Consider the following 19,404-nt stretch of genomic DNA (forward strand, 5'->3'; position numbering starts at 1 on the left):
ATGAGGATATTTTTACTTACGCTAGTAATCTCGTTGTGTGCAAATATTACTGGAGCACAGATTACCCAAAATGTTCGTGGAACGGTAGTCGATAATGAAACGAAATTTCCTCTGATCGGAGCTAAAGTACAAATCTTCACCGAAGATACGATACAGTTATTCAGAGCACTTGTTGATGAAAACGGGAGTTTCAGAATAAAGAATGTTCCAATTGGTAAACACAAGTTGGTGGCAACCTACATGTCTTATGAAACAAAATCAGTTCCTGTTACAGTAAACTCAGGTAAAGAATCTGTAGTGAATTTAGAGATGTCAGAAGAGGTCTTTGAAACGGAAGAGGTGCAAATTGTAGCCCAGAGAAAAGGGGAAGTATTGAATGAAATGGCCACCGTTTCGGCACGTCAATTTTCAGTAGAAGAAACAGATAGATATCCTGGATCGCGTTCAGATCCCGCTAGAATGGCGTCGAATTTTGCCGGAGTTCAAGGTGCTGATGACTCTAGAAATGATATTGTTATTCGAGGGAATTCACCGCTTGGTTTATTGTACAAAGTAGAAGGAATTGATATTCCCAATCCCAACCACTTTAGTACATCTGGTTCTACGGGTGGACCTGTAAGTATAATCAACAACAAAATACTTGGTAACTCAGACTTTTTCATGTCGGCTTTTCCAGCCGAGTATGGAAACAGTACCTCAGGAGTGTTTGATTTAAAGTTGAGAAATGGTAATCAATCCGTACATGAATTTACCGGTCAATTTGGATTCTTAGGTACTGAAGTTATGGCGGAAGGTCCTATCAATAAGGATAAACGTTCATCTTATATAGTTATGGGAAGGTATTCAACACTGAGTATCTTTCAATCTTTGGGAATAAGCATAGGAACAGATGCAGTGCCTATTTACGGTGATGGTGCCTTTAAATTGAATTATCCCCTAAAAAAAGGAGGTGCAATTAGCGTATGGGGAATGGGAGGTAAATCTCAAATTGATATTAAGATTTCTGACCAGACCGAATTAACCGATGAGGTATACGGAGAAGGAGACAGAGATCAATATTTCGGGACATCTATGGGAGTTGTTGGTTTGAGTTACAAAAAACCAGTGAGTACACGCACTTTCCTTTCGGCGACCTTCGCAGTTTCTGGAGATGAGCAGCATTCGCGTCACTACTTACTAGAAAGATCTTTAGATACGAGTTATATAGGAGGACAAGAAAAAATCACTATACGCACAGATTCCATTTATCAATTGATGGGTTATCAATTTTATAATACGAAGCTTTCGGGATATTTTAGTGTAAACCATAAAATCAATAAAAAGCACATCTTAAAGGCGGGTATAAATATGGATGCTATCTATACCAATAATGTTGATTCTGTTTTGAATGAGACGGGAGATGCGTTTAAGCTAAGGCATGATTTCGCCGGTGCTTATACCCTGATTCAACCTTTTGTTCAGTACAAATGGAAGGTGAACCCTAAAATGGACTTTACAGCAGGTTTACATAACCAATATTTTTCATTGAGTAATTCTTTAAGTGTTTTAGAACCGAGGTTAGGATGGAAATATGTGCTTAAAAAGAATCAAGTTATTACCGCAGGAGCAGGTCTACATTCTCAAACCCAGCCCTTGTATTTATACAGTTATCAGCAGTACGATGGTGATGGTAATCCTGTTCGACACAACAAGAATATGGATTTCACGAAAAGTATTCATTCGGCGATTGGTTATGAGCGAAGCTTTAAGAAAGGTCTAAATGTGAAAGCTGAGACGTATTTCCAGTATCTCTACAATGTACCGGTAGAGATAGAAAGTTCTGCCTTAAGTTTAATAAATATGGGGAGTGGTTTTCAAAGATTTTTTCCAGACTCACTTCAAAATACTGGAACAGGTAGAAACTACGGTATAGAACTTACGATCCAAAAGTACTTTAATAAATCATTCTTCTTTTTAATCACAGGGTCTCTTTACGATTCCAAATATAAAGGAAGCGACGGTGTTGAAAGAAATACAGACTATAACGGAAGTTATACGGTAAATGTATTGGGTGGAAAAGAGTTCAATTTCAAAGGAAATCAATCTATTTCTCTTGGGTTAAAATGTACTACAGCTGGAGGTAAACGTTATGGGTATGTTGACGTTGAAGCTTCCAAAGAAGCGCAAGAGTTAGTGTTCCTCTCAGAGGGTTACAACACGCGTCAGTTTAAAGATTATTTCCGTTTAGACGTAAAGGTTAACTACAAATTAAATACAAAGAAAATTACGCATGAAATAGGGTTGGACTTGGTGAATATTTTGAATACCAGAAACCTCTTAGGATTGGCTTATGCTCCAAACTTAAGCAATCCTTCTGCGGAACCTATTGCAGAAAGAACGCAGTTAGGGTTTTTGCCAATTTTCTATTACCGCATCGATTTTAAGCTTAAAAAATAGCAACATTACAAGCGGATTTGCGTTTATATTTATATGAACATGAATAAATACACGCCGCTTTTCATTTTATTGGTGTTTGGACTATTCTTTTCTTGTAAGAAGAAGGTAGACGAACCATCTGATAATGGAACAGGTGGAGGCGGGTCATCCGTTGCGGCAAAAAGTTTCAAGGCTGAGGTAAATGGTAACTTGTGGCAAGCCACTGATGTTACGGCAAATTTCGATAATGGGCTTGTTACGCTTAGCGGAAGTAATGGAAGTGCTAGTTTTAGCTTTTCTGTAAATCAAGAAGGGCAAGGTTCTTACTTGTCTCCAACCTCTGTGAGTACAATGAGCTATACCGCAGGATCAACCGCTTCTGAGGATATAGAAGGAACCTTGGTTATTTCTTCCATAGATACGGGAAACAAGCGTATATCCGGAACTTTTTCAGGGCAAACCAACAATGGTATTCAAATCACTTTAGGAGAATTTACATCAATTCCTTATTCAGGTGTTTACAGTGGAGCGGGAATACCCGTAACCCAAACAGGAGCAGTAAATTTAGATGGAGTAGCTTTTAACCCAGATATACTCACAGGGAACCAAGGTTTTGGTCGTATTGCTATCAACCTTGCTAGAGGAAGTGATAATTACACAGTAGGGTTGAATTTAATAGAATCAATTGCAGCCGGTGAGTATGCATTATCGGGCCAAGGAGATTATAAGGCGAGCTTTTCTACTTCAGGTGCGTTAAACGATCAGTATGTAGCTGGAAATGGAACCTTGCGTATTATTGCGCACAATACACAAAACAGTTACTTGGTTGGAGAGTTTGATTTTACAGCTGTTCCAAGTGCAGGAAGTACGAGTACCAATACTTATACGTTAAGTGGAGGAGAATTCGGAATCAATTATTAGAAAATAGAAACCAATAAAAAAGGGCGATAATTAATTATCGCCCTTTTTTGTTAAGTATTTTACTTATTTGCAATGTGCAAGGATAGATTCGAAGAATGCTCTTCCGTCTTCATTTGCCAAAGCTTCATCAGCAGCTCTTTCTGGGTGAGGCATCATTCCGAATACGTTTCTACCTTCATTAGTAATACCAGCAATGTTGTTGATAGAACCATTAGGGTTGAATTCTTCAGAAGTATCTCCATCTTTAGAGCTGTATCTAAATAAGATTAAATCGTTATCTTCTAATTTCTTAATTGTTGCGTCATCAGCGAAGAATCTTCCTTCACCGTGAGCGATAGGAATTTGGTAAGTTGCGTTTGCATCCAAATCTTTCGTGATTGCAGATCCATTAGAGGCTGGCTTTAAGTATACATTTTTACAAATGAACTTTTGGCTGTTGTTGTGCAACAACGCTCCATCCAATAAACCACTCTCAGTTAAAATTTGGAATCCGTTACAAATACCCATTACGTAACCACCGTTGTTTGCATGCTTAATTACTTCTCCCATAATCGGAGATAATTTTGCAATTGCTCCAGAACGCAAGTAATCTCCGTAAGAGAATCCACCTGGTAATACGATAAAGTCACACCCTTGAAGGTCAGTGTCTTTATGCCACAATTGAACAACTTCTTGATTTAAAATAGTTTCCAAAACGTAGACCATATCTTGGTCACAATTAGATCCTGGAAAGGTAACAACACCAAATTTCATATTATAAATTTTAAATGCACCTAAACGTGCAACTTTTAAAAGTTAGGGCAAAAGTAATTAATTCTTACGCAAGGACGATCAATAAATAAAAAATTTAGCCACAGAAATTAACAGGAGGGTTAAAATCAAGACTTCTACCAGTCCTTTTATGCGCAATGAGAGATAAGAATAAGGAAGTATGAAAGCGAGAGGTACAGTAAGCATGCTGCTATAGTATACAGAACCTCCAAAGGCTAAACTAAGTCCAACACCTATACTTAAAAACAAGGTTAAACTTAAGGTGATATTTCTTAATTTTTTGAAACGAATTGAACTTGTCTTACTTCTTTTAAAAATACCCATGAACCCAAAACAGAGCAAAATCCCAACAGTGATACTCGATACGATAAATAACAACAAGTTTTCACCCGTAAATTGAAACTTATCTAACAAATGGAATAAGTTTTTTGATAGTTCTACATCAAAAACGAGTAGATAAATGAAGGGAAGGAAGAATCCAAGTAGGAGTAAGAGGTATTCTCTCAACACAAAGGGACGTATAAATTTTAAACTCACCATAACACTTGGAAGCACCATGATGTATAATGGATTACATACTACGGCGAGTGCAGAAAATAGGCCCATGTTAAAACTCTTCTTGCGCGCATCTCCTTGTGGGTTCAGAGAGTAGAGTTGGTATAAGATGAGTAATACAAAACTCTGCGCTAATACTTCTCCTGTTAAATAAACCGAGTGCGGAAAATAAAGATTCAGCAATAGGTAAATGAAGGCAGGTATGTAATTGCTCTTGATCCAAAATTCATGTGAATTAAAAATAAAATTCAGGAAGATGGCATTGGCCAAGAGTAAAACAAGCGTTAAATAATTGCTCCATGGTTTAAACGCATTGAAGTAATACCCCGTAATATTTGTATCACTGTTTATCCCCGCTTGGAAATAATCATAATTGAACTCAAATACTAAATGCGCAATGAGAATTAAGGGCAATAATGCCAATACTAATGGCTTGTTATTTGAAAAAAAATGGAGCATTGAGCAACGAAGATAGAAACTATATAAAGAACTTTAATTTTTTTATTTACTTTTGTTCAAAATTGAATACGATGAACTCAAACACTATATTTGAAGCAATAGCAAGTTTCTTGCAATGGACATTTGGAATTTTCGAAGTAATTGGAAATTCATTCAACAACGCAATGATCGTTTTAGGATTCATTGGATTGATTTTCTGGTTGAGAACTCAAAAGAAATTCAACGATGAAGCAGCGAACAATCCAAATCAAATGAAATAGTTGTTTGATTACAATATTTAAAAACCCGATGTACATCCTACATCGGGTTTTTTATTGCATTAAAAATAATTGTGTACTTACTGAATGTAAACTACTTCTTTGTTCACCTCTTCTTCTACAATCTTAATAATTCCTGTACCTTTTAAAACATTGCTATTGGCATCCGTAACTTCTGCAGCGATGTCTAATACTGCAAAACCGGCTTGACCTAATTTGAAATTTTCTGTAAAGTCAAAAGAAGCAACCCCAAAGGTATCTGTGGTCAACGTGTCTCTTAAAACAACGTCTCCGTCTTTATTTGGGGTTTCCGTAGAAGATCCATATATAATTACACGAACACCGGGTACTACTTGGTTGTCGCTATCTTTTACAGTGATATCGGCAAAGGTGGGTTCTTTATCTCCACAAGAGAATAGAAAAAATAAGGAGAGGAGTAAGGTGAATTGGTGTTTTCTTTTCATAACATTGATTTTTGGTGATACAAAAAAAGCTTCTTGGAAAAGAAGCTTTTATAATGATATATGTAAGGGAGGGATTACTGAATGTAAACTACTTCCTCATTAATTTTTTCTTCTTCAATTTTAATTGTTCCTGTACCAGATAAGGTATTTCCATTTTGGTCAGTAACTTTTGCATCGATGTTTAACACTGCAAAACCAGCTTGACCCAATTGAAAGTCTTCCGTGTAATCGAAAGCTGCAACACCAAAAATATCTGTAATTGCCGTGTCTACTCTTGTTACCGGTTTCGGGGGAGTTTCAGTAGACTCTCCGTACAAAATAACTGTAACACCAGGAATAACTTTGTTGTCTACATCCTTAACCGTAATGTTTGCTATTGTTGGTTCTTCTTCTCTACATGCCATGAGAGAAATACCCATTAAGGCAAAAAGAGATAATGTTTTTAATGACTTCTTCATAATCTTATTTTAATCTTATTCTGGTAAGTAAACAGTGATTACCTGAGTAATATGTTGTCTTGCTTTTAATTGTTTTTGGTTTTGTGATTCATCACTCCAAACTTCTTTGTCTTCATATTTTACAAGTACATCGAAGTAAGCTACTTTTTCTGCCTCCTTATCGTACCTTTCAAATAAACTCGATAAATCGAATGCTGCAAATCCTGAAGCATTGGTAGTTAATGTGTCTGTGTAACTCGGTGTTGCAGGGTCAGAATCTTTATCTCCCACAATAATTACCGTTGCATCACTGATTAACTGGTTGTTATAGTTTCTTACAAATACCTTTCCTACAGAAGGATCTTTTTCTTGACAAGATGAAAGGAGTAATACACCTACCATCAAAAAAGCAAAAAGGCTTACTAGTTTTTTCATATTCTTGGTTTATTTAGAATAACAAATTAATGCTAAACACATCCTACAAATATATAACATTCCTCATCAAAAGAGGTTGCTTATAAAAAGGACTTATTCAATGTTCTTTGCTCCTTAAACAGTTAACGGACTTAAAAAGTTACAATCATGGCCAAAAATAAATTTATTTCGGGCTTGATTTTCAATTTTTTGAAAAGAAGCTAAAGAATTAAAACGAAGAAAAGCTTTGCGGAGTATATTGTGGTAGTTCTCCTTTATTTAGATACCTATGGTTGTAATAGTTTTCTTAAATTCGCAGACACATAATAGCAGAAGGCTATTAACTGTAAATACTAAGAAAGAATACTTGTGATGAAAGAGCAAATCAGCGCAATAGAAGAGGATATTAAAGCATACGAAATAAAGGACGCAGCAAGTCTTGAAAAATTTAGAATAGAATTTTTAGGTTCTAAGAATAGAATTAAAGATTTGTTTGCTTTGTTGAAAACAGTTCCAAACGAAGAAAAAAGAGCGGTTGGACAGTTGATCAATGGAGTAAAAGTACTTGCTGAAACAAAGTTCAATGAACAAAAAGAAGTTTTAGAAAATTCGAGCGAAGAAGGAGAGAAGATTGACTTTTCTCGTCCGGGAGATCCTTTAGAAGTTGGTTCGCGTCATCCTATTGCTTTGGTAAGATCTGAAATTATCGAAATATTTAATCGTATTGGTTTTAGTGTTTCTGAAGGACCAGAGATTGAAGATGATTGGCATAATTTCTCTGCTTTAAACTTTCCACCAGAGCACCCTGCTAGAGATATGCAGGATACTTTCTTTATTGAAAAAGGAGAAAATGAAATGGCTTTGCGTACACACACTTCATCTGTTCAGGTGCGTGTAATGGAAAATGGTGAGGCTCCAATTCGTACAATTTCTCCAGGAAGGGTTTACAGAAATGAAGCCATCTCGGCACGTGCGCACTGTTTCTTCCACCAAGTGGAAGGGTTGTACATCGATAAGGATGTTTCTTTTGCTGATTTGAAACAAACTTTATTGTACTTCGCACAAGAGATGTTTGGAGAAAAAGCTCAAATTCGTTTGCGTCCATCTTACTTCCCATTTACTGAACCAAGTGCAGAGGTAGATGTATCTTGTACAATTTGTTCTGGAAAAGGATGTAATGTTTGTAAATACACAGGTTGGTTAGAGATTTTGGGATGTGGTATGGTAGACCCTAATGTTTTAGAGGCGTCAAACATAGATCCAAAAGAATACTCTGGTTATGCCTTCGGTATGGGTATAGAGAGAATTGCTCAATTGAAATATAGAGTGAACGATTTACGTTTGTATTCTGAAAACGATGTTCGTTTCTTGAAACAATTTACGTCAGCACTTTAAGCATATTATTATGGGATTATTTACACGATCTAAAAGAGAGGAGCTTTCTTGGAAACCCTTGAACCAAGAAAACGCAATTGCAGAAATAGTAGAAGCTTCGAAAGAGCAAGCGCAACTTATCTTTAAGCATAGTACGCGTTGTTCTATCTCTTCTATGGCTTTAAATAGATTTGAAAGTGAATGGCCCAATGATGCAAATTGCACTATTTATTTCTTAGATTTGATTGCCTTTAGAGCAGTTTCGAATAAAGTAGCGGACGAGTTGAAGGTAGAACATCAATCACCGCAAGCGATACTTATTCAAAATGGAGAAGTGACCTATCATGCGTCGCACTCAGCGATAAGAGCATCTGAAATTTTAGAGAAATTATGAAAGCAGTTATAATAGATGATATGGAAGCAGCGCGTACTGCGCTCAAAGCTGATTTGGAGAGTTACTGTCCAGAAATTGAAATAATTGGTGAGGCACAAGGAGTGGTTTCTGGTGCTAAATTGATTAAAGATGTGAGTCCAGAATTAGTGTTTTTGGACGTACAAATGCCAGATGGTTCTGGTTTTGATTTGTTGGAGATTTTACCGCAATTGGATTTTGATGTCATCTTTACTACAGCTTCAGATGCCTATGCTTTAAAAGCGTTTAAAGTTTCGGCAGTTGATTATTTAATGAAACCTATTGATCCGGACGATTTGATGGAGGCCGTGAAAAGAGCCAAAGATCAAAACAATAGTTCGGAGCGTTTGAGTTTGTTAAAGGAGAATATGCAAGGTTCTAAAAAGATTGCCTTGAATACCCTCGAGAAAATTCAAATCGTAAACATAGAAGATATCATTCGTTGTGAATCGAGTGTAAACTATACGACCTTCTATTTCATGGATGGTACGAAGCTATTGGTAACTAAAACGTTGAAGGAATTCGATAAAATGTTGTCTGAATATAACTTCTTCCGCGTGCATCAATCGCATTTAATTAATACAGAGTTCATCAAAGAGTTTTTGAAAACAAATGGTGAATTGGTGATGAAAGATGGAACTAAAGTACCCGTGTCTACACGTAAAAAGGCACAGGTGATGGAGATGTTAAACAACCTATAAATGAAAATTTTAAAATCGATATTGGCCTTCTTAACCGTGGGCCTTTTTTTTGTTGGCTGTGAAAATGATACGCCTTCAAAATCTACATACCGTCCTTTGTTTGAAGCAAAGTTTAAAAGTCCAAACAACAACGTTTACTACAACACAGGAATGCCCATTCCCGTTCAACTTGCTTTCGATTCTACAAAAATTGAGAGTTTCAAACTTTGGTTAAACGATAGTGTAATTGTTAATCAGCATTTTGGAGGTAGGTTTTTTGAAAAGACTGTGAAATCTAACGACTTGACATTTGGTTCGCACCGTTTGACCTTAGAAGCAAAGTTGAAAGATGGAAAGGTGGTTAAAGATTCTAGAAATATTCGCGTGCTTTCTAAAACTGAGCCTGAACGTTGGGAAGCAGTGGTAGAAAAAGCGTTGCCACATAATACTACTTCGTATACGCAAGGTTTAGAGTTCTACAAAGGAGAATTGTATGAAGGAACTGGACAGTACGGAAGAAGTAAATTGTTGAAAGTACTTAAAGAAAGAGGTGTTACCTTGAAAGAAGTAAGTTTGGAAGGCCAATATTTTGGAGAAGGAATTACAATTTTAGAAGACAAGGTGTACCAATTGACATGGAAGGCGAAGACTTGTTTTGTATATGATGTGAATACATTTGAGGAAATTAAACGATTGGCTTATCCTACAGAAGGTTGGGGCTTATGTAACGATGGAGAGCACATTATTATGTCTGACGGTTCACATAAGATTTACTTTAGAAACCCAGAAACTTTTGGTGTTGAAAGAGAAATCGAAGTGTTTACGAACAGAGGACCTATCGGGAACTTGAATGAATTGGAATACATAGACGGAAAGATTTACGCCAATGTTTATACTTCTAATAGAATCGTAGTGATAGATCCGAATACGGGTAATGTAGAAAGTGTAATTGACTGTGATTTATTAGCACTAGACCACCGAGGTAGTGGAGAAGTGTTGAATGGAATAGCTTATAATTCGGTTTCGAGGAAGGTGTATCTCACCGGTAAAGAATGGCCCGAGTTACTCGAAGTTAGTTTTAAAAAATAATAAAAGAAGTCCTCAAATATTTTGGGGACTTTTTAATTTTCAGGATATTGGAGTATGAAATATCTACTTGTAACAATCGGAATATGTAGCCTGCTTTTTTCCTGTAACGATGCAGGAGGGAAAGTCGGTGGCCCTTGTCATTATGCAACGTTTGAATTCAAATCTGTAGGCTTAGGGTGGGATGATGATAGCTATAAAATCTTCCGTTTCGAATCCTTGGAAACTAAGCGCAGTTACGGTTTGGACAGTTTAGAAATGTTAGACCATGGATTGTCTATAGAAGACCTCAAAGAAGGAGGGAACTATAAATTAGTCATTCGTGAAATCACCGAAGGATCTTGTGTTCCTTTTGAGATTAAAGATATAGAGCGATTAGATTGAAGATTAGGCTTTTTTAATTCCTTTGAAAAGTCGGCTAATTTGTTTCCTAAACAAAAACATGAGGATGATGTAAGGAACGGCCATGATATAAAGGATACCTTGGTTGATGTTGGTGGTATTTGTAATTCCTAAAATTTCAGCATCCTTATCTACACCGCTAGCTTCAGCTACCAATTTACATTGAGAACATTGAGCATCTCCTAAAAAGACAAAAGCTCCTATAAATACTGCTGTTAAAATTACTGACTTCCAATTCATAGTACAAAAATAGGGTATATCTCTAAAAGCAGGGGATGGATAAGGACAAAAATTAAGTTTTGTTGATCAGTATCAATTTCTGCCAGTGGTTGAAACGGTACCCCACAGCCTAGATGTTTTTTGAAACATATTAAAGTAGAGCGACAGGAGAAGCTCTAATGAAATGATGTTGAAAGAACCTCTTGGCGAGGAGTTAAGTGGAAGACACGCCCGGGCGGCCTTATTGAAATGCGCCTAGTGGTAAATTTCCACAGTTCAAGTTCTTTGGACTAATTTAAAATGACGATATTTGCCAAAAAAATTTTCTTATGTCTAAAGTTGTTACACTTAACGAATTTATATTGGATAGACAGGATGATTTTCCTTTTGCAACAGGAGAGTTATCGCGTTTATTAAATGATATTGCCTTGGCCTCTAAAATTGTAAATAGAGATGTAAACCGTGCTGGGTTGGTTGATATTTTGGGAGCTCAAGGAAATACAAATGTACAAGGAGAGGAGCAACAAAAATTAGATGTAATTGCTGATGAGGCCTTCATTAAGGCATTTCAAAATGGTGGTGAAGTTTGTGGTATTGCAAGTGAGGAAAATGATGATTTCGTTGCCTTTGAAAGTGAAGCTGCGAAAAATGGGAAGTACGTTGTGTTATTTGATCCTTTAGATGGGTCATCTAACATAGATGTTAACGTTTCTATTGGAACTATTTTCTCTATCTACAGAAGAAAATCTGCGGTAGGTACATTGGCAACTGAAGAAGATATGTTGCAGAAAGGAACGGAGCAGGTAGCTGCAGGTTACGTAATTTATGGTTCTTCTACAATGTTGGTATATACAACGGGTAAAGGGGTGAATGGATTTACATTGGACCCTTCTATCGGTGAATTCTGTTTGTCTCACCCAGATATCAAAGCACCAGAAACAGGACGTTTATATGCGATTAACGAAGGGAACTTGAATAGATGTCATCCAGGGTTGAAAGATTACTGTGAGTACGTTCGTCAGGATGACCCATCAACAGGAAGACCTTATTCTGGACGTTATATTGGTTCTTTAGTAGCAGACGTTCACAGAAACTTGATTAAGGGAGGTGTTTATGTATACCCTTCAACAACGAATTCTCCAGAAGGAAAATTAAGGTTGATTTACGAATGTAATCCATTGGCATTTATCATTGAACAAGCTGGAGGATTGGCAACAGATGGTAAGAATAGAATTATGGAGATTGAGCCAAAGCGTTTGCACCAAAGAGTAGATTACTACGCAGGTTCTAAACAAATGGTTGAGAAGATTCACGAGTGTTTACGCGCAGCGGAATAGAAAATATATAAGACAGAAAAAGGGAGGTAATTAATTACCTCCCTTTTTTATTAATCTACCTTTTTCAAGGTTAATATTACTTTTCTTTCATCGTTCATCAAATAAAGGAGGCCTTCTTTGTATTGATAATGCTTCACTTGATTGAAAGCTTTGTGAAATGCGTCTGCAATTGGCATTGTTTCTTCACAGTACATTTTAGTAGCCATAGCCATACCAAAAGTGATATCCGTGTCAGTGAGCAAATTAATTGATGCGCTGTAATTGTTGCAAGCATCTTTACCAAACACTTGGTTTTTTGTTGTGTTGATTTCCATGGTTGGAGCGATACTTAAATCCTTGATTTCTCCGTACCCAGAAATATTGGTTATTACATAGATATCGTGAATTTGTAGTTTTGGATCTAAAGTTTTAGAAAGCTCATTCACCAAAGTATATTTAATTGTCGATGCGTCAGCTGGAACTTCTGATGGGTCTAAAACGGTTTTCTTAACTTCTAATTGATAGATGTATCCCGGTTCGTAATCGAAACCTTCAATGCCGTCGTAGAAATTTTGCCAAACATCGGTTAAACTATCTCCGTGCTGTACAAGTAAACATTTTTGAGGCCCCACTCCAACGCAGTCAGTTTGAGAACTGTTTACCCACATTGTTTGCGTTTTTGATTGGTGTTTAAACATACTACACGAACTTAGTATGAGTATTGCGAGAACGAATTGTAATAACTTCATCTTTTATCCTTTTGAACAAAAGTAAGCAATGTTTATGCCGAATAGAAGGAATTACTTAAGTAGCGCGATGTTGGGTTGAGGAAATAAATGGGTGTTAAACCAAAATTGAATGAGGTCTATAACTTCTGATTGGTTGGAACTGAATAGTGTACGGTTTTGTATGAGCTTGTGTTCGTTCTCAGTCTTAATTGAAGGAGTATGTATTTTATCGTAAAAATTTCTTGTGTTGGTTGTGTATTCCTCAATGTTATTACTACTCATGTTCAAGATGGGTGTATTGTGAAAGGTTGTCGTTTGTAAACCTATGTCGTTGTTGGCGTCCGCCAAGTGTTTTTTATAAAAGTTATTGATAGAACTCAGATTTAAGCTGGTAGGTGAAAGTCCGGTAATATTTATAGCAGCTTGTACGTTTGACTTATTTTTTTGCAGCGATAAATAATTGATGTAGCTCCCAGAGTTAATACCTAAAAGACCAATATTGTTTGGGTTTACAGCTTCTAAATTTCTAACATAAGATATTAGTTTACTTAAATCTTGGGTGTGTTTGGTAATTTCAAATTCTCCTTCACTTCCACCAGTACCAGCTTGGTTGTAAGCTACAACTACAAAACCTTTGGCGGCTAAAGGAGCGAGCATGTTAACGGTTGTGGTTATATCTATCTTACTCGTTGAGTCATTTAGATCATGATTAATGATAATACATGGGTAAATGCCTTGTGCTATGGGTTGAACCATGGCACCCGTTAAAAAAGTACCGTTACTTATAAATGCAATTTTTTCTGATTTCACTTGATTAAGGAAATCGTATTTTTCAAGATTGTGTTGAATAGTCCTACTGACAGGCGAGGCGCTGTAGTCTATGGGAAGTGTTTTTAATGAATCTTCCCCAAATGCTCCAAACTTTTGTTTTAATTCTACGGTAGATAATTCGACTTCTCCGCAGGAGCAGAGTGTGATAATACAAGCGAGTATATAGGTAATCAGTTTCATTTTTAGTATTCCGAAAATATTGTACTCTTTTCGTTGAGTGTAATGCAAATGTTTGATTTACAGTGCAAATATGCGCATTATTTTTTAAAATGTGGAGAGAGTTATGGAGGTTTAACCCTAATTTAATACAGGAAAAGCCACCCCATTTTATGGGGTGGCTTGCATTATTAAACGATATGCAGTTTACGCTTGCGCAGTTTCCGCAAGAGCTTCTTTAATTTTTGCTTCTAATTCGTCCATTAATTCTGGGTTATCCCCGATGATTGTTTTCACGGCATCACGTCCCTGTCCTAATCTGGTTTCTCCGTAAGAGAACCATGATCCAGACTTTTTAATAATACCTAGGTCAACACCTATGTCTAATATTTCACCAACTTTAGAAATACCTCCTCCATACATGATGTCGAATTCTGCTTTTCTAAAAGGTGGGGCTACTTTGTTTTTCACCACTTTTACTTTTGTTCTGTTTCCGATTACTTCATCACCGTCTTTAATCTGAGAAGATCTTCTGATGTCCAATCTTACTGAAGAGTAAAATTTCAATGCATTACCACCTGTAGTAGTTTCTGGGTTACCGAACATAACACCAATTTTCTCACGTAACTGGTTGATGAAAATACAACAACATCCTGCCTTGTTGATTGAAGCAGTTAGTTTTCTTAAGGCTTTCGACATCAAACGTGCTTGAAGTCCCATTTGAGAATCGCCCATTTCACCTTCTATCTCTGCTTTTGGTGTTAAAGCTGCAACTGAATCGACAACTAATAAATCGATTGCACCTGATCGGATAAGGTTATCAGCAATTTCTAATGCTTGCTCTCCGTTGTCTGGTTGCGAAATCAATAAGTTATCTACATCTACTCCTAGTTTTGCTGCGTAGAACTGGTCAAATGCGTGCTCGGCATCTACTATAGCTGCAATACCACCTTGCTTTTGTACTTCTGCGATGGCGTGAATGGCCAAAGTTGTTTTACCAGATGATTCTGGTCCGTATATTTCTACAATTCTTCCTTTAGGAAAACCGCCTACACCGAGGGCTAAGTCTAGAGTTACAGAACCTGTAGGTATTACTTCTACTTGTTCTACAACTCCATCTCCTAATTTCATTACTGTACCTTTTCCAAAGGTTTTGTCAAGTTTCTCCATTGTTAATTGGAGAGCTTTTAATTTGTCTGCGTTTATTTCTTTTGCTGCCATATCGTTTAATTTTTAGCTAATGTAGGTTGGTTGATCGTAAACTATTTACGCTCTAATTATTTTCGTTGAAAGCGGCTAAAATTTCCTCAGCGTGCGCTTTTGTTTTTGGCTTCTCTATAATATGCGTAATTATACCTTCCTCATTGATTAGGAAAGTTGTTCTGTGAATACCATCGTATTCTTTACCCATAAATTTCTTCAATCCCCAAACTCCGTAATCGTTGATCATTTTTTTGTCAACGTCCGCTAATAAGGTGAATGGTATACTGTGTTTGTCAATAAACTTCTGGTGTCTTGCTTCATCGTCTGCACTTACTCCAACAATAGCAATACCTTCGTCTTGTAATGCTGAATAATTCTCTGTTAAGTTACAAGCTTGATTGGTACACCCCGGCGTCATATCCTTCGGGTAAAAGTAGATAGCAAGTTTCTGACCTTTAAAATCAGCCATGCTCACTGCTTCTCCTTTTTCATTGTTTACGTTAAAATCGGGTGCTTTGTCTCCTACTTTTAAATGTTTCATTGTTTCTTTTTTGTGTCCGATTAATTAAAATGACGAATATATAGTCAAAAGTAATGCAAAATAATTAATCAAACAAAGTTTATGTTTAAATTCGTTGTTGCAGGAAGAAGAATACCTAGAAAAAAGAGAGCGACTCCTTTTCAATCGAAAAAAAATATTCATCTTCGTTTACCACAAAGAACAAAATAAATATGGAAAAGTTTGTAGATAGAATAGCGAATCATATAAAATTGAAAGACTATGTATTAACAGACTTAACGATTGTTCTACCATCCAGAAGAGCAAAAAAGTATATACAAAAAGCTTTATTCGAGCAATACGACAGGGCTGTGTTCTCTCCCAACATTTTAACGATAGACGAGTGGGTGAAGAATTATACGCCTCAATCCATTATAGATAAAACGTGGGCTTTGTTCAAATTGTATGAGATACACGAGAAAATAAGTGGACCGGAGAACAAAGGTTTGGATGAGTTCTTAAAGTGGGGAAGAACTTTGTTGAGTGACTTCGATGAAATTGATCGTTACCTCATAGAAACAAAGCAATTGTTCGTAAATCTTTTGGATGTAAAAGAGTTAGAAGCATGGAACGTGGGTGAAGATGAATTGACCGATGCCCAAAAGAGATTCTTAGCTTTCTGGGAAACTTTGCCCGACTATTATAAAGCATTCAAAGAGATGTTGAAACAAGAGGACGCCATTAATATGGGGGCGGCCTATGCTAATTTTAGTCAACATCTACACCTGCTTTTTGAAGAGAACAAAAATGCACAATTCATTTTTGCCGGTTTTAATGCGCTGTCGAAAGCTGAAGAGAGCATTATGCTGCAATTGAAAAAAATGGGTAAAGCAGAAATATTCATAGATGTAGATGAATTCTACATGAAAGATCATAACCACGAAGCAGGAATGTTCTTACGCCCCTTGGCCAAGTCTTTTGAATTGAAAAAGGAAGCGTATATGAAAAGTCATTATGCTTCTTCTTCTAAAAAGATTGAAATCATCAATTGTAAGCAGAGTACGGGGCAGGCAAAAACTATTGCTACCTTATTGAAGAATGAAATACAACCCAAAGATTTTTCAGATACTGTTGTACTGCTTGCGGATGAAAATATGGTGGTACCCGTTTTAAAGAATATACCATCTACTATTAAGGAAGCCAACATTACATTGGGTTTACCTTTAAAGAACACGTCTTTGCGTGCTTGGGTAGATATGATTTTTAACATTCAGGAAAACTTTAGAAGGTTTAGCACCAAGAGTATTTATTATAAGGATTTGCTCAAGCTCATTAAACATCCTTTTATGTTGGCGGTGTTGAGTGATACAGATAAACTTCAACTTCAGACGCTAGAAGATAAAATTGTGCACAACAACTGGTTGTTTTTGAAGTTAGATCAAATTAAAATTTCAAAGAATGTAAAGGAGCTAATCAAACTGATTACGCAAGCTTGGAACTTACAAAACGAAAAGTATACTCTCGAGGCTTTGGGAGTTGTGAGAAAGCTCAATGATTTACTTTATACATCTATAGATAAGGAAGAGCATACCCTAGAAAAGGCCATCATCTATAATTTCGATGCATCGCTTGTAGCACTTCAGAATATACTAGAAAGTTTTGCGCCGAAAATTAACTTCAACTCCTTTAAACAGATTTTTAATGAACATTGGTCAACCCAAAGTCTGGCCTATTTTGGTAATCCTTTGGATGGTTTGCAAATCATGGGACTCCTGGAAACGCGTTTGCTGGATTTCAAAAACTTGCTTGTAGTAGGATTGAATGAAGGAAGTATGCCGCCCAACAATCCAATTCAAACCCTTATTCCTATGGATTTGCGTAGGTATCACGGATTACCTACGCCACGAGAAAAGCAAGGGTTGTTTGCCCATCACGTTTATAGATTGTTACACCATGCAGAGAATGTATGGATTACTTATTCATCGGCTGAACGTAGGATGGGGGTGGATGAGGCTTCGCGCTATGTGCACCAAGTGAAGTTGGAGTTGTCTCGACAGTTTCCCAATATTTCTCTGGTAGAAAGAGATTACTCCATAGAAGATACGCAACAATCAAGTGAGACAATTTCTGTTGAAAAATCACCAGCAATTTTGGCACGTTTGGATGAGTATTTTGGAAATAGAACTTCTGCCTCAGCGTTGAACAAATACTTGCAATGTCCGCTCGATTTCTATTATAGATATGTATTAGGATTTGGAGAAGAAAAAGAAGTAGAAGAAGAAATTGAGGCCAACAACTTCGGTAGTTTTATTCACAATACACTAGAAACACTTTTAAAACCGTTCAGCAGAGTTGGAGATGGAAAACGCAAAGGTCAGAATGTATTGCCCGAAGACATAGATCAAATGTTAAAGACATACGGACCTATCCTTCAAAAAGAATTCATTGCCCATTTCGATAAACACAAAGAGTATTTAGAAACAGGTAAAAATTTCCTGAGTTTAACCGTTGCCGATCACTTGGTAAAAAGCATACTTAAAGCCCAAAAAGAAGAGCTAATTTCTAATCCTACCGCACAATTATTCATAGAAGAAGTGGAAGGAGAATTTACCAAAGAGCTTACTATTCAATTAGAGAAAAGTGAGAAGTTGGTAAAATTTGTTGGGTTCATAGATAGGATAGACAATTTCGAAGATGAAGTAAGAATTATAGATTATAAGTCTGGGACTTGTAATACCGATAAGGTAAAGATTCCATCTACCCGAGGAGGCAATAGTCCGCAAGATGTATTGCTCAACGTGCTGAGTAAAAAGCATTATGTTTTCCAATTATTGGTCTACAACATGCTTTATAAGTCAAGGTATCCGCAAAAACCTTATCCTGGTAAAACAGGCATACTTTCTATGGTTAACCTCAAAGACGGGATTTTCTTTTTAGACAATAAATTGAAAGAAGCCGCAAGTATGGATGATTTGATGGAGCTCTTCGAAGAATGTTTGCAACAAATTATAGCAGAGATTTACGATGAAACAATCCCATTTGAACACAATCCAGATGCCCAGTATTGTCAATATTGCGGCTAGTTAAAACTATTCGTTCAAATTCCAATTGTAGTCTTTGTAGCTGATGTCGGCATCCTTACTAATTTCTACTTTACTATAAGTATTAAGGTAATCGATGATATCGCCCTCCTCTGTAAAGTCACCACTAAACCATTTGAAAATGGATGAAATTTCCACTTCGTTTTTGGCAAGTGTATTTTTCTGTGGGTTATTGATAAACGCGCGCATCTGATCCGTAAGTTGTTCTTCTAGCTTGGCTGCAGTAAAGGCTTCATTTCTTAACTTCGGACAAGAAATAGAGGCACAATTCACTGCTGCGTGTATACGCGGATCACTAAAGTCTTTGCGCAAAATACCGTGCTCAATGTTGTTTAAGTCGTAAGTTTTATCTCCCAGTTTAATAAACTTAATATCCCAAGGTGTGTTCACTTTATAAATAGAACCTCCTAAATCTTTTATACTTTTTACAGGATAATTATCCACAATTAATTTTACTGTGAACGCATTGTAAGCGTTGATCCAGTATGCTTTTTTTTGAGCATAACTCCATCCATCATTTATGGTGTGTTTGGCCAATTGTTGGAGGTAGGTATTAAGTGCCGTTGAATCTTTTTGAAAGCCTTTGTAATTCACATTTCCCACAGAATCAACGTGTTTCACCAACAAATCTGTCCACAATTGGTGGTCATGAATTTTTAAGTGGTCTACCATTTCTCCTTTGGGGTAGTTTCTACCTTGCGACA

The 19,404-nt window shown here is 36.7% G+C and carries 21 protein-coding genes; 10 read left to right on the forward strand and 11 right to left on the reverse strand.

Annotated features, from left to right (window positions below):
- Together R3333_RS01305 and R3333_RS01310 are read left to right on the forward strand one after the other, a co-directional pair.
- A complete protein-coding gene (locus R3333_RS01305; RefSeq protein ID WP_318956768.1) occupies nt 1-2,436 on the forward strand; it encodes a TonB-dependent receptor in 2,436 nt (811 codons plus the stop codon).
- Between the two features lie 39 nt (nt 2,437-2,475).
- Nucleotides 2,476-3,336, forward strand: coding sequence for a DUF6252 family protein (locus tag R3333_RS01310; protein WP_318956769.1), 861 nt, complete (start codon nt 2,476-2,478; stop codon nt 3,334-3,336).
- 63 nt (nt 3,337-3,399) lie between these two features.
- On the opposite strand, the gene purQ is transcribed toward R3333_RS01310, so the two are convergent.
- Complete coding sequence (purQ, locus tag R3333_RS01315) at nt 3,400-4,089, reverse strand: phosphoribosylformylglycinamidine synthase subunit PurQ (RefSeq protein WP_318956770.1); 690 nt, start codon at nt 4,087-4,089, stop codon at nt 3,400-3,402.
- A gap of 78 nt (nt 4,090-4,167) precedes the next feature.
- On the reverse strand, nt 4,168-5,121 hold the full coding sequence (locus tag R3333_RS01320; RefSeq protein ID WP_318956771.1) for a hypothetical protein: 954 nt from the start codon (nt 5,119-5,121) through the stop codon (nt 4,168-4,170).
- A 71-nt stretch (nt 5,122-5,192) separates the two neighbouring features.
- Here R3333_RS01320 and R3333_RS01325 point away from each other — a divergent pair, with 71 nt between their 5' ends.
- Nucleotides 5,193-5,381 (forward strand): hypothetical protein, encoded by a 189-nt coding sequence (locus R3333_RS01325; RefSeq protein WP_318956772.1) that lies wholly within the window; start codon nt 5,193-5,195, stop codon nt 5,379-5,381.
- Nucleotides 5,382-5,458: 77 nt separating this feature from the next.
- On the opposite strand, the gene R3333_RS01330 is transcribed toward R3333_RS01325, so the two are convergent.
- The 3 genes from R3333_RS01330 to R3333_RS01340 all read right to left on the reverse strand — a co-directional run bounded on the left by R3333_RS01330 (nt 5,459) and on the right by R3333_RS01340 (nt 6,714).
- A complete protein-coding gene (locus R3333_RS01330) occupies nt 5,459-5,842 on the reverse strand; it encodes a hypothetical protein (RefSeq protein ID WP_318956773.1) in 384 nt (127 codons plus the stop codon).
- A gap of 74 nt (nt 5,843-5,916) precedes the next feature.
- Complete coding sequence (locus R3333_RS01335; protein WP_318956774.1) at nt 5,917-6,300, reverse strand: hypothetical protein; 384 nt, start codon at nt 6,298-6,300, stop codon at nt 5,917-5,919.
- Between the two features lie 15 nt (nt 6,301-6,315).
- Complete coding sequence (locus tag R3333_RS01340) at nt 6,316-6,714, reverse strand: hypothetical protein (protein WP_318956775.1); 399 nt, start codon at nt 6,712-6,714, stop codon at nt 6,316-6,318.
- Between the two features lie 351 nt (nt 6,715-7,065).
- Between R3333_RS01340 and pheS the strand changes: the two genes are divergently transcribed.
- The 5 genes from pheS to R3333_RS01365 are packed head-to-tail and all read left to right on the forward strand — an operon-like array spanning nt 7,066 to nt 10,629.
- The gene (gene pheS / locus R3333_RS01345) at nt 7,066-8,088 is read left to right on the forward strand and encodes a phenylalanine--tRNA ligase subunit alpha (RefSeq protein WP_318956776.1); all 1,023 of its coding nucleotides are present in this window, start codon (nt 7,066-7,068) and stop codon (nt 8,086-8,088) included.
- A 10-nt stretch (nt 8,089-8,098) separates the two neighbouring features.
- A complete protein-coding gene (gene ytxJ, locus R3333_RS01350; protein WP_318956777.1) occupies nt 8,099-8,461 on the forward strand; it encodes a bacillithiol system redox-active protein YtxJ in 363 nt (120 codons plus the stop codon).
- Nucleotides 8,458-9,180 carry a LytTR family DNA-binding domain-containing protein gene (locus tag R3333_RS01355; protein WP_318956778.1) on the forward strand — a complete coding sequence of 241 codons (723 nt, stop codon included), beginning with the start codon at nt 8,458-8,460 and terminating at the stop codon, nt 9,178-9,180. Before ytxJ ends, R3333_RS01355 begins: the two co-directional genes overlap by 4 nt.
- Nucleotides 9,181-10,248: a glutaminyl-peptide cyclotransferase gene (locus tag R3333_RS01360; RefSeq protein ID WP_318956779.1), complete on the forward strand. Its 1,068-nt coding sequence runs from the start codon at nt 9,181-9,183 to the stop codon at nt 10,246-10,248.
- A 54-nt stretch (nt 10,249-10,302) separates the two neighbouring features.
- Nucleotides 10,303-10,629 (forward strand): hypothetical protein, encoded by a 327-nt coding sequence (locus R3333_RS01365; protein ID WP_318956780.1) that lies wholly within the window; start codon nt 10,303-10,305, stop codon nt 10,627-10,629.
- Between the two features lie 3 nt (nt 10,630-10,632).
- On the opposite strand, the gene R3333_RS01370 is transcribed toward R3333_RS01365, so the two are convergent.
- Nucleotides 10,633-10,887, reverse strand: a complete 255-nt coding sequence (locus R3333_RS01370) for a hypothetical protein (protein WP_318956781.1) — start codon at nt 10,885-10,887, stop codon at nt 10,633-10,635.
- 308 nt (nt 10,888-11,195) lie between these two features.
- Between R3333_RS01370 and fbp the strand changes: the two genes are divergently transcribed.
- Complete coding sequence (gene fbp, locus R3333_RS01375) at nt 11,196-12,203, forward strand: class 1 fructose-bisphosphatase (RefSeq protein WP_318956782.1); 1,008 nt, start codon at nt 11,196-11,198, stop codon at nt 12,201-12,203.
- A gap of 50 nt (nt 12,204-12,253) precedes the next feature.
- Here the strand turns inward: fbp and R3333_RS01380 are convergent, their stop codons facing one another.
- The 4 genes from R3333_RS01380 to bcp all read right to left on the reverse strand — a co-directional run bounded on the left by R3333_RS01380 (nt 12,254) and on the right by bcp (nt 15,641).
- The gene (locus R3333_RS01380; RefSeq protein WP_318956783.1) at nt 12,254-12,931 is read right to left on the reverse strand and encodes a DUF4377 domain-containing protein; all 678 of its coding nucleotides are present in this window, start codon (nt 12,929-12,931) and stop codon (nt 12,254-12,256) included.
- A gap of 51 nt (nt 12,932-12,982) precedes the next feature.
- Nucleotides 12,983-13,921: a CocE/NonD family hydrolase gene (locus R3333_RS01385; RefSeq protein ID WP_318956784.1), complete on the reverse strand. Its 939-nt coding sequence runs from the start codon at nt 13,919-13,921 to the stop codon at nt 12,983-12,985.
- Nucleotides 13,922-14,104: 183 nt separating this feature from the next.
- Nucleotides 14,105-15,118 carry a recombinase RecA gene (recA, locus tag R3333_RS01390; protein ID WP_318956785.1) on the reverse strand — a complete coding sequence of 338 codons (1,014 nt, stop codon included), beginning with the start codon at nt 15,116-15,118 and terminating at the stop codon, nt 14,105-14,107.
- Between the two features lie 52 nt (nt 15,119-15,170).
- Nucleotides 15,171-15,641: a thioredoxin-dependent thiol peroxidase gene (gene bcp, locus R3333_RS01395; RefSeq protein WP_318956786.1), complete on the reverse strand. Its 471-nt coding sequence runs from the start codon at nt 15,639-15,641 to the stop codon at nt 15,171-15,173.
- Nucleotides 15,642-15,832: 191 nt separating this feature from the next.
- Between bcp and R3333_RS01400 the strand changes: the two genes are divergently transcribed.
- A complete protein-coding gene (locus R3333_RS01400; RefSeq protein WP_318956787.1) occupies nt 15,833-18,682 on the forward strand; it encodes a PD-(D/E)XK nuclease family protein in 2,850 nt (949 codons plus the stop codon).
- A gap of 6 nt (nt 18,683-18,688) precedes the next feature.
- Here R3333_RS01400 and R3333_RS01405 read toward each other — a convergent pair.
- Nucleotides 18,689-19,404: DUF547 domain-containing protein (locus R3333_RS01405; protein ID WP_318956788.1), on the reverse strand; the 716-nt coding region annotated here is incomplete at its 5' end.

The sequence above is a fragment of the Lishizhenia sp. genome, from assembly GCF_033720595.1.
Lineage (GTDB): Bacteria > Bacteroidota > Bacteroidia > Flavobacteriales_D > Crocinitomicaceae > Lishizhenia.

Excerpts from the sequence above, each read along its gene's own strand:
- R3333_RS01305 (WP_318956768.1), top strand. The coding sequence starts at position 1 with ATGAGGATATTTTTACTTACGCTAGTAATCTCGTTGTGTGCAAATATT.
- R3333_RS01310 (WP_318956769.1), top strand. The coding sequence starts at position 2,476 with ATGAATAAATACACGCCGCTTTTCATTTTATTGGTGTTTGGACTATTC.
- purQ (WP_318956770.1), bottom strand. The coding sequence starts at position 4,089 with ATGAAATTTGGTGTTGTTACCTTTCCAGGATCTAATTGTGACCAAGAT.
- R3333_RS01320 (WP_318956771.1), bottom strand. The coding sequence starts at position 5,121 with ATGCTCCATTTTTTTTCAAATAACAAGCCATTAGTATTGGCATTATTG.
- R3333_RS01325 (WP_318956772.1), top strand. The coding sequence starts at position 5,193 with ATGAACTCAAACACTATATTTGAAGCAATAGCAAGTTTCTTGCAATGG.
- R3333_RS01330 (WP_318956773.1), bottom strand. The coding sequence starts at position 5,842 with ATGAAAAGAAAACACCAATTCACCTTACTCCTCTCCTTATTTTTTCTA.
- R3333_RS01335 (WP_318956774.1), bottom strand. The coding sequence starts at position 6,300 with ATGAAGAAGTCATTAAAAACATTATCTCTTTTTGCCTTAATGGGTATT.
- R3333_RS01340 (WP_318956775.1), bottom strand. The coding sequence starts at position 6,714 with ATGAAAAAACTAGTAAGCCTTTTTGCTTTTTTGATGGTAGGTGTATTA.
- pheS (WP_318956776.1), top strand. The coding sequence starts at position 7,066 with ATGAAAGAGCAAATCAGCGCAATAGAAGAGGATATTAAAGCATACGAA.
- ytxJ (WP_318956777.1), top strand. The coding sequence starts at position 8,099 with ATGGGATTATTTACACGATCTAAAAGAGAGGAGCTTTCTTGGAAACCC.
- R3333_RS01355 (WP_318956778.1), top strand. The coding sequence starts at position 8,458 with ATGAAAGCAGTTATAATAGATGATATGGAAGCAGCGCGTACTGCGCTC.
- R3333_RS01360 (WP_318956779.1), top strand. The coding sequence starts at position 9,181 with ATGAAAATTTTAAAATCGATATTGGCCTTCTTAACCGTGGGCCTTTTT.
- R3333_RS01365 (WP_318956780.1), top strand. The coding sequence starts at position 10,303 with ATGAAATATCTACTTGTAACAATCGGAATATGTAGCCTGCTTTTTTCC.
- R3333_RS01370 (WP_318956781.1), bottom strand. The coding sequence starts at position 10,887 with ATGAATTGGAAGTCAGTAATTTTAACAGCAGTATTTATAGGAGCTTTT.
- fbp (WP_318956782.1), top strand. The coding sequence starts at position 11,196 with ATGTCTAAAGTTGTTACACTTAACGAATTTATATTGGATAGACAGGAT.
- R3333_RS01380 (WP_318956783.1), bottom strand. The coding sequence starts at position 12,931 with ATGAAGTTATTACAATTCGTTCTCGCAATACTCATACTAAGTTCGTGT.
- R3333_RS01385 (WP_318956784.1), bottom strand. The coding sequence starts at position 13,921 with ATGAAACTGATTACCTATATACTCGCTTGTATTATCACACTCTGCTCC.
- recA (WP_318956785.1), bottom strand. The coding sequence starts at position 15,118 with ATGGCAGCAAAAGAAATAAACGCAGACAAATTAAAAGCTCTCCAATTA.
- bcp (WP_318956786.1), bottom strand. The coding sequence starts at position 15,641 with ATGAAACATTTAAAAGTAGGAGACAAAGCACCCGATTTTAACGTAAAC.
- R3333_RS01400 (WP_318956787.1), top strand. The coding sequence starts at position 15,833 with ATGGAAAAGTTTGTAGATAGAATAGCGAATCATATAAAATTGAAAGAC.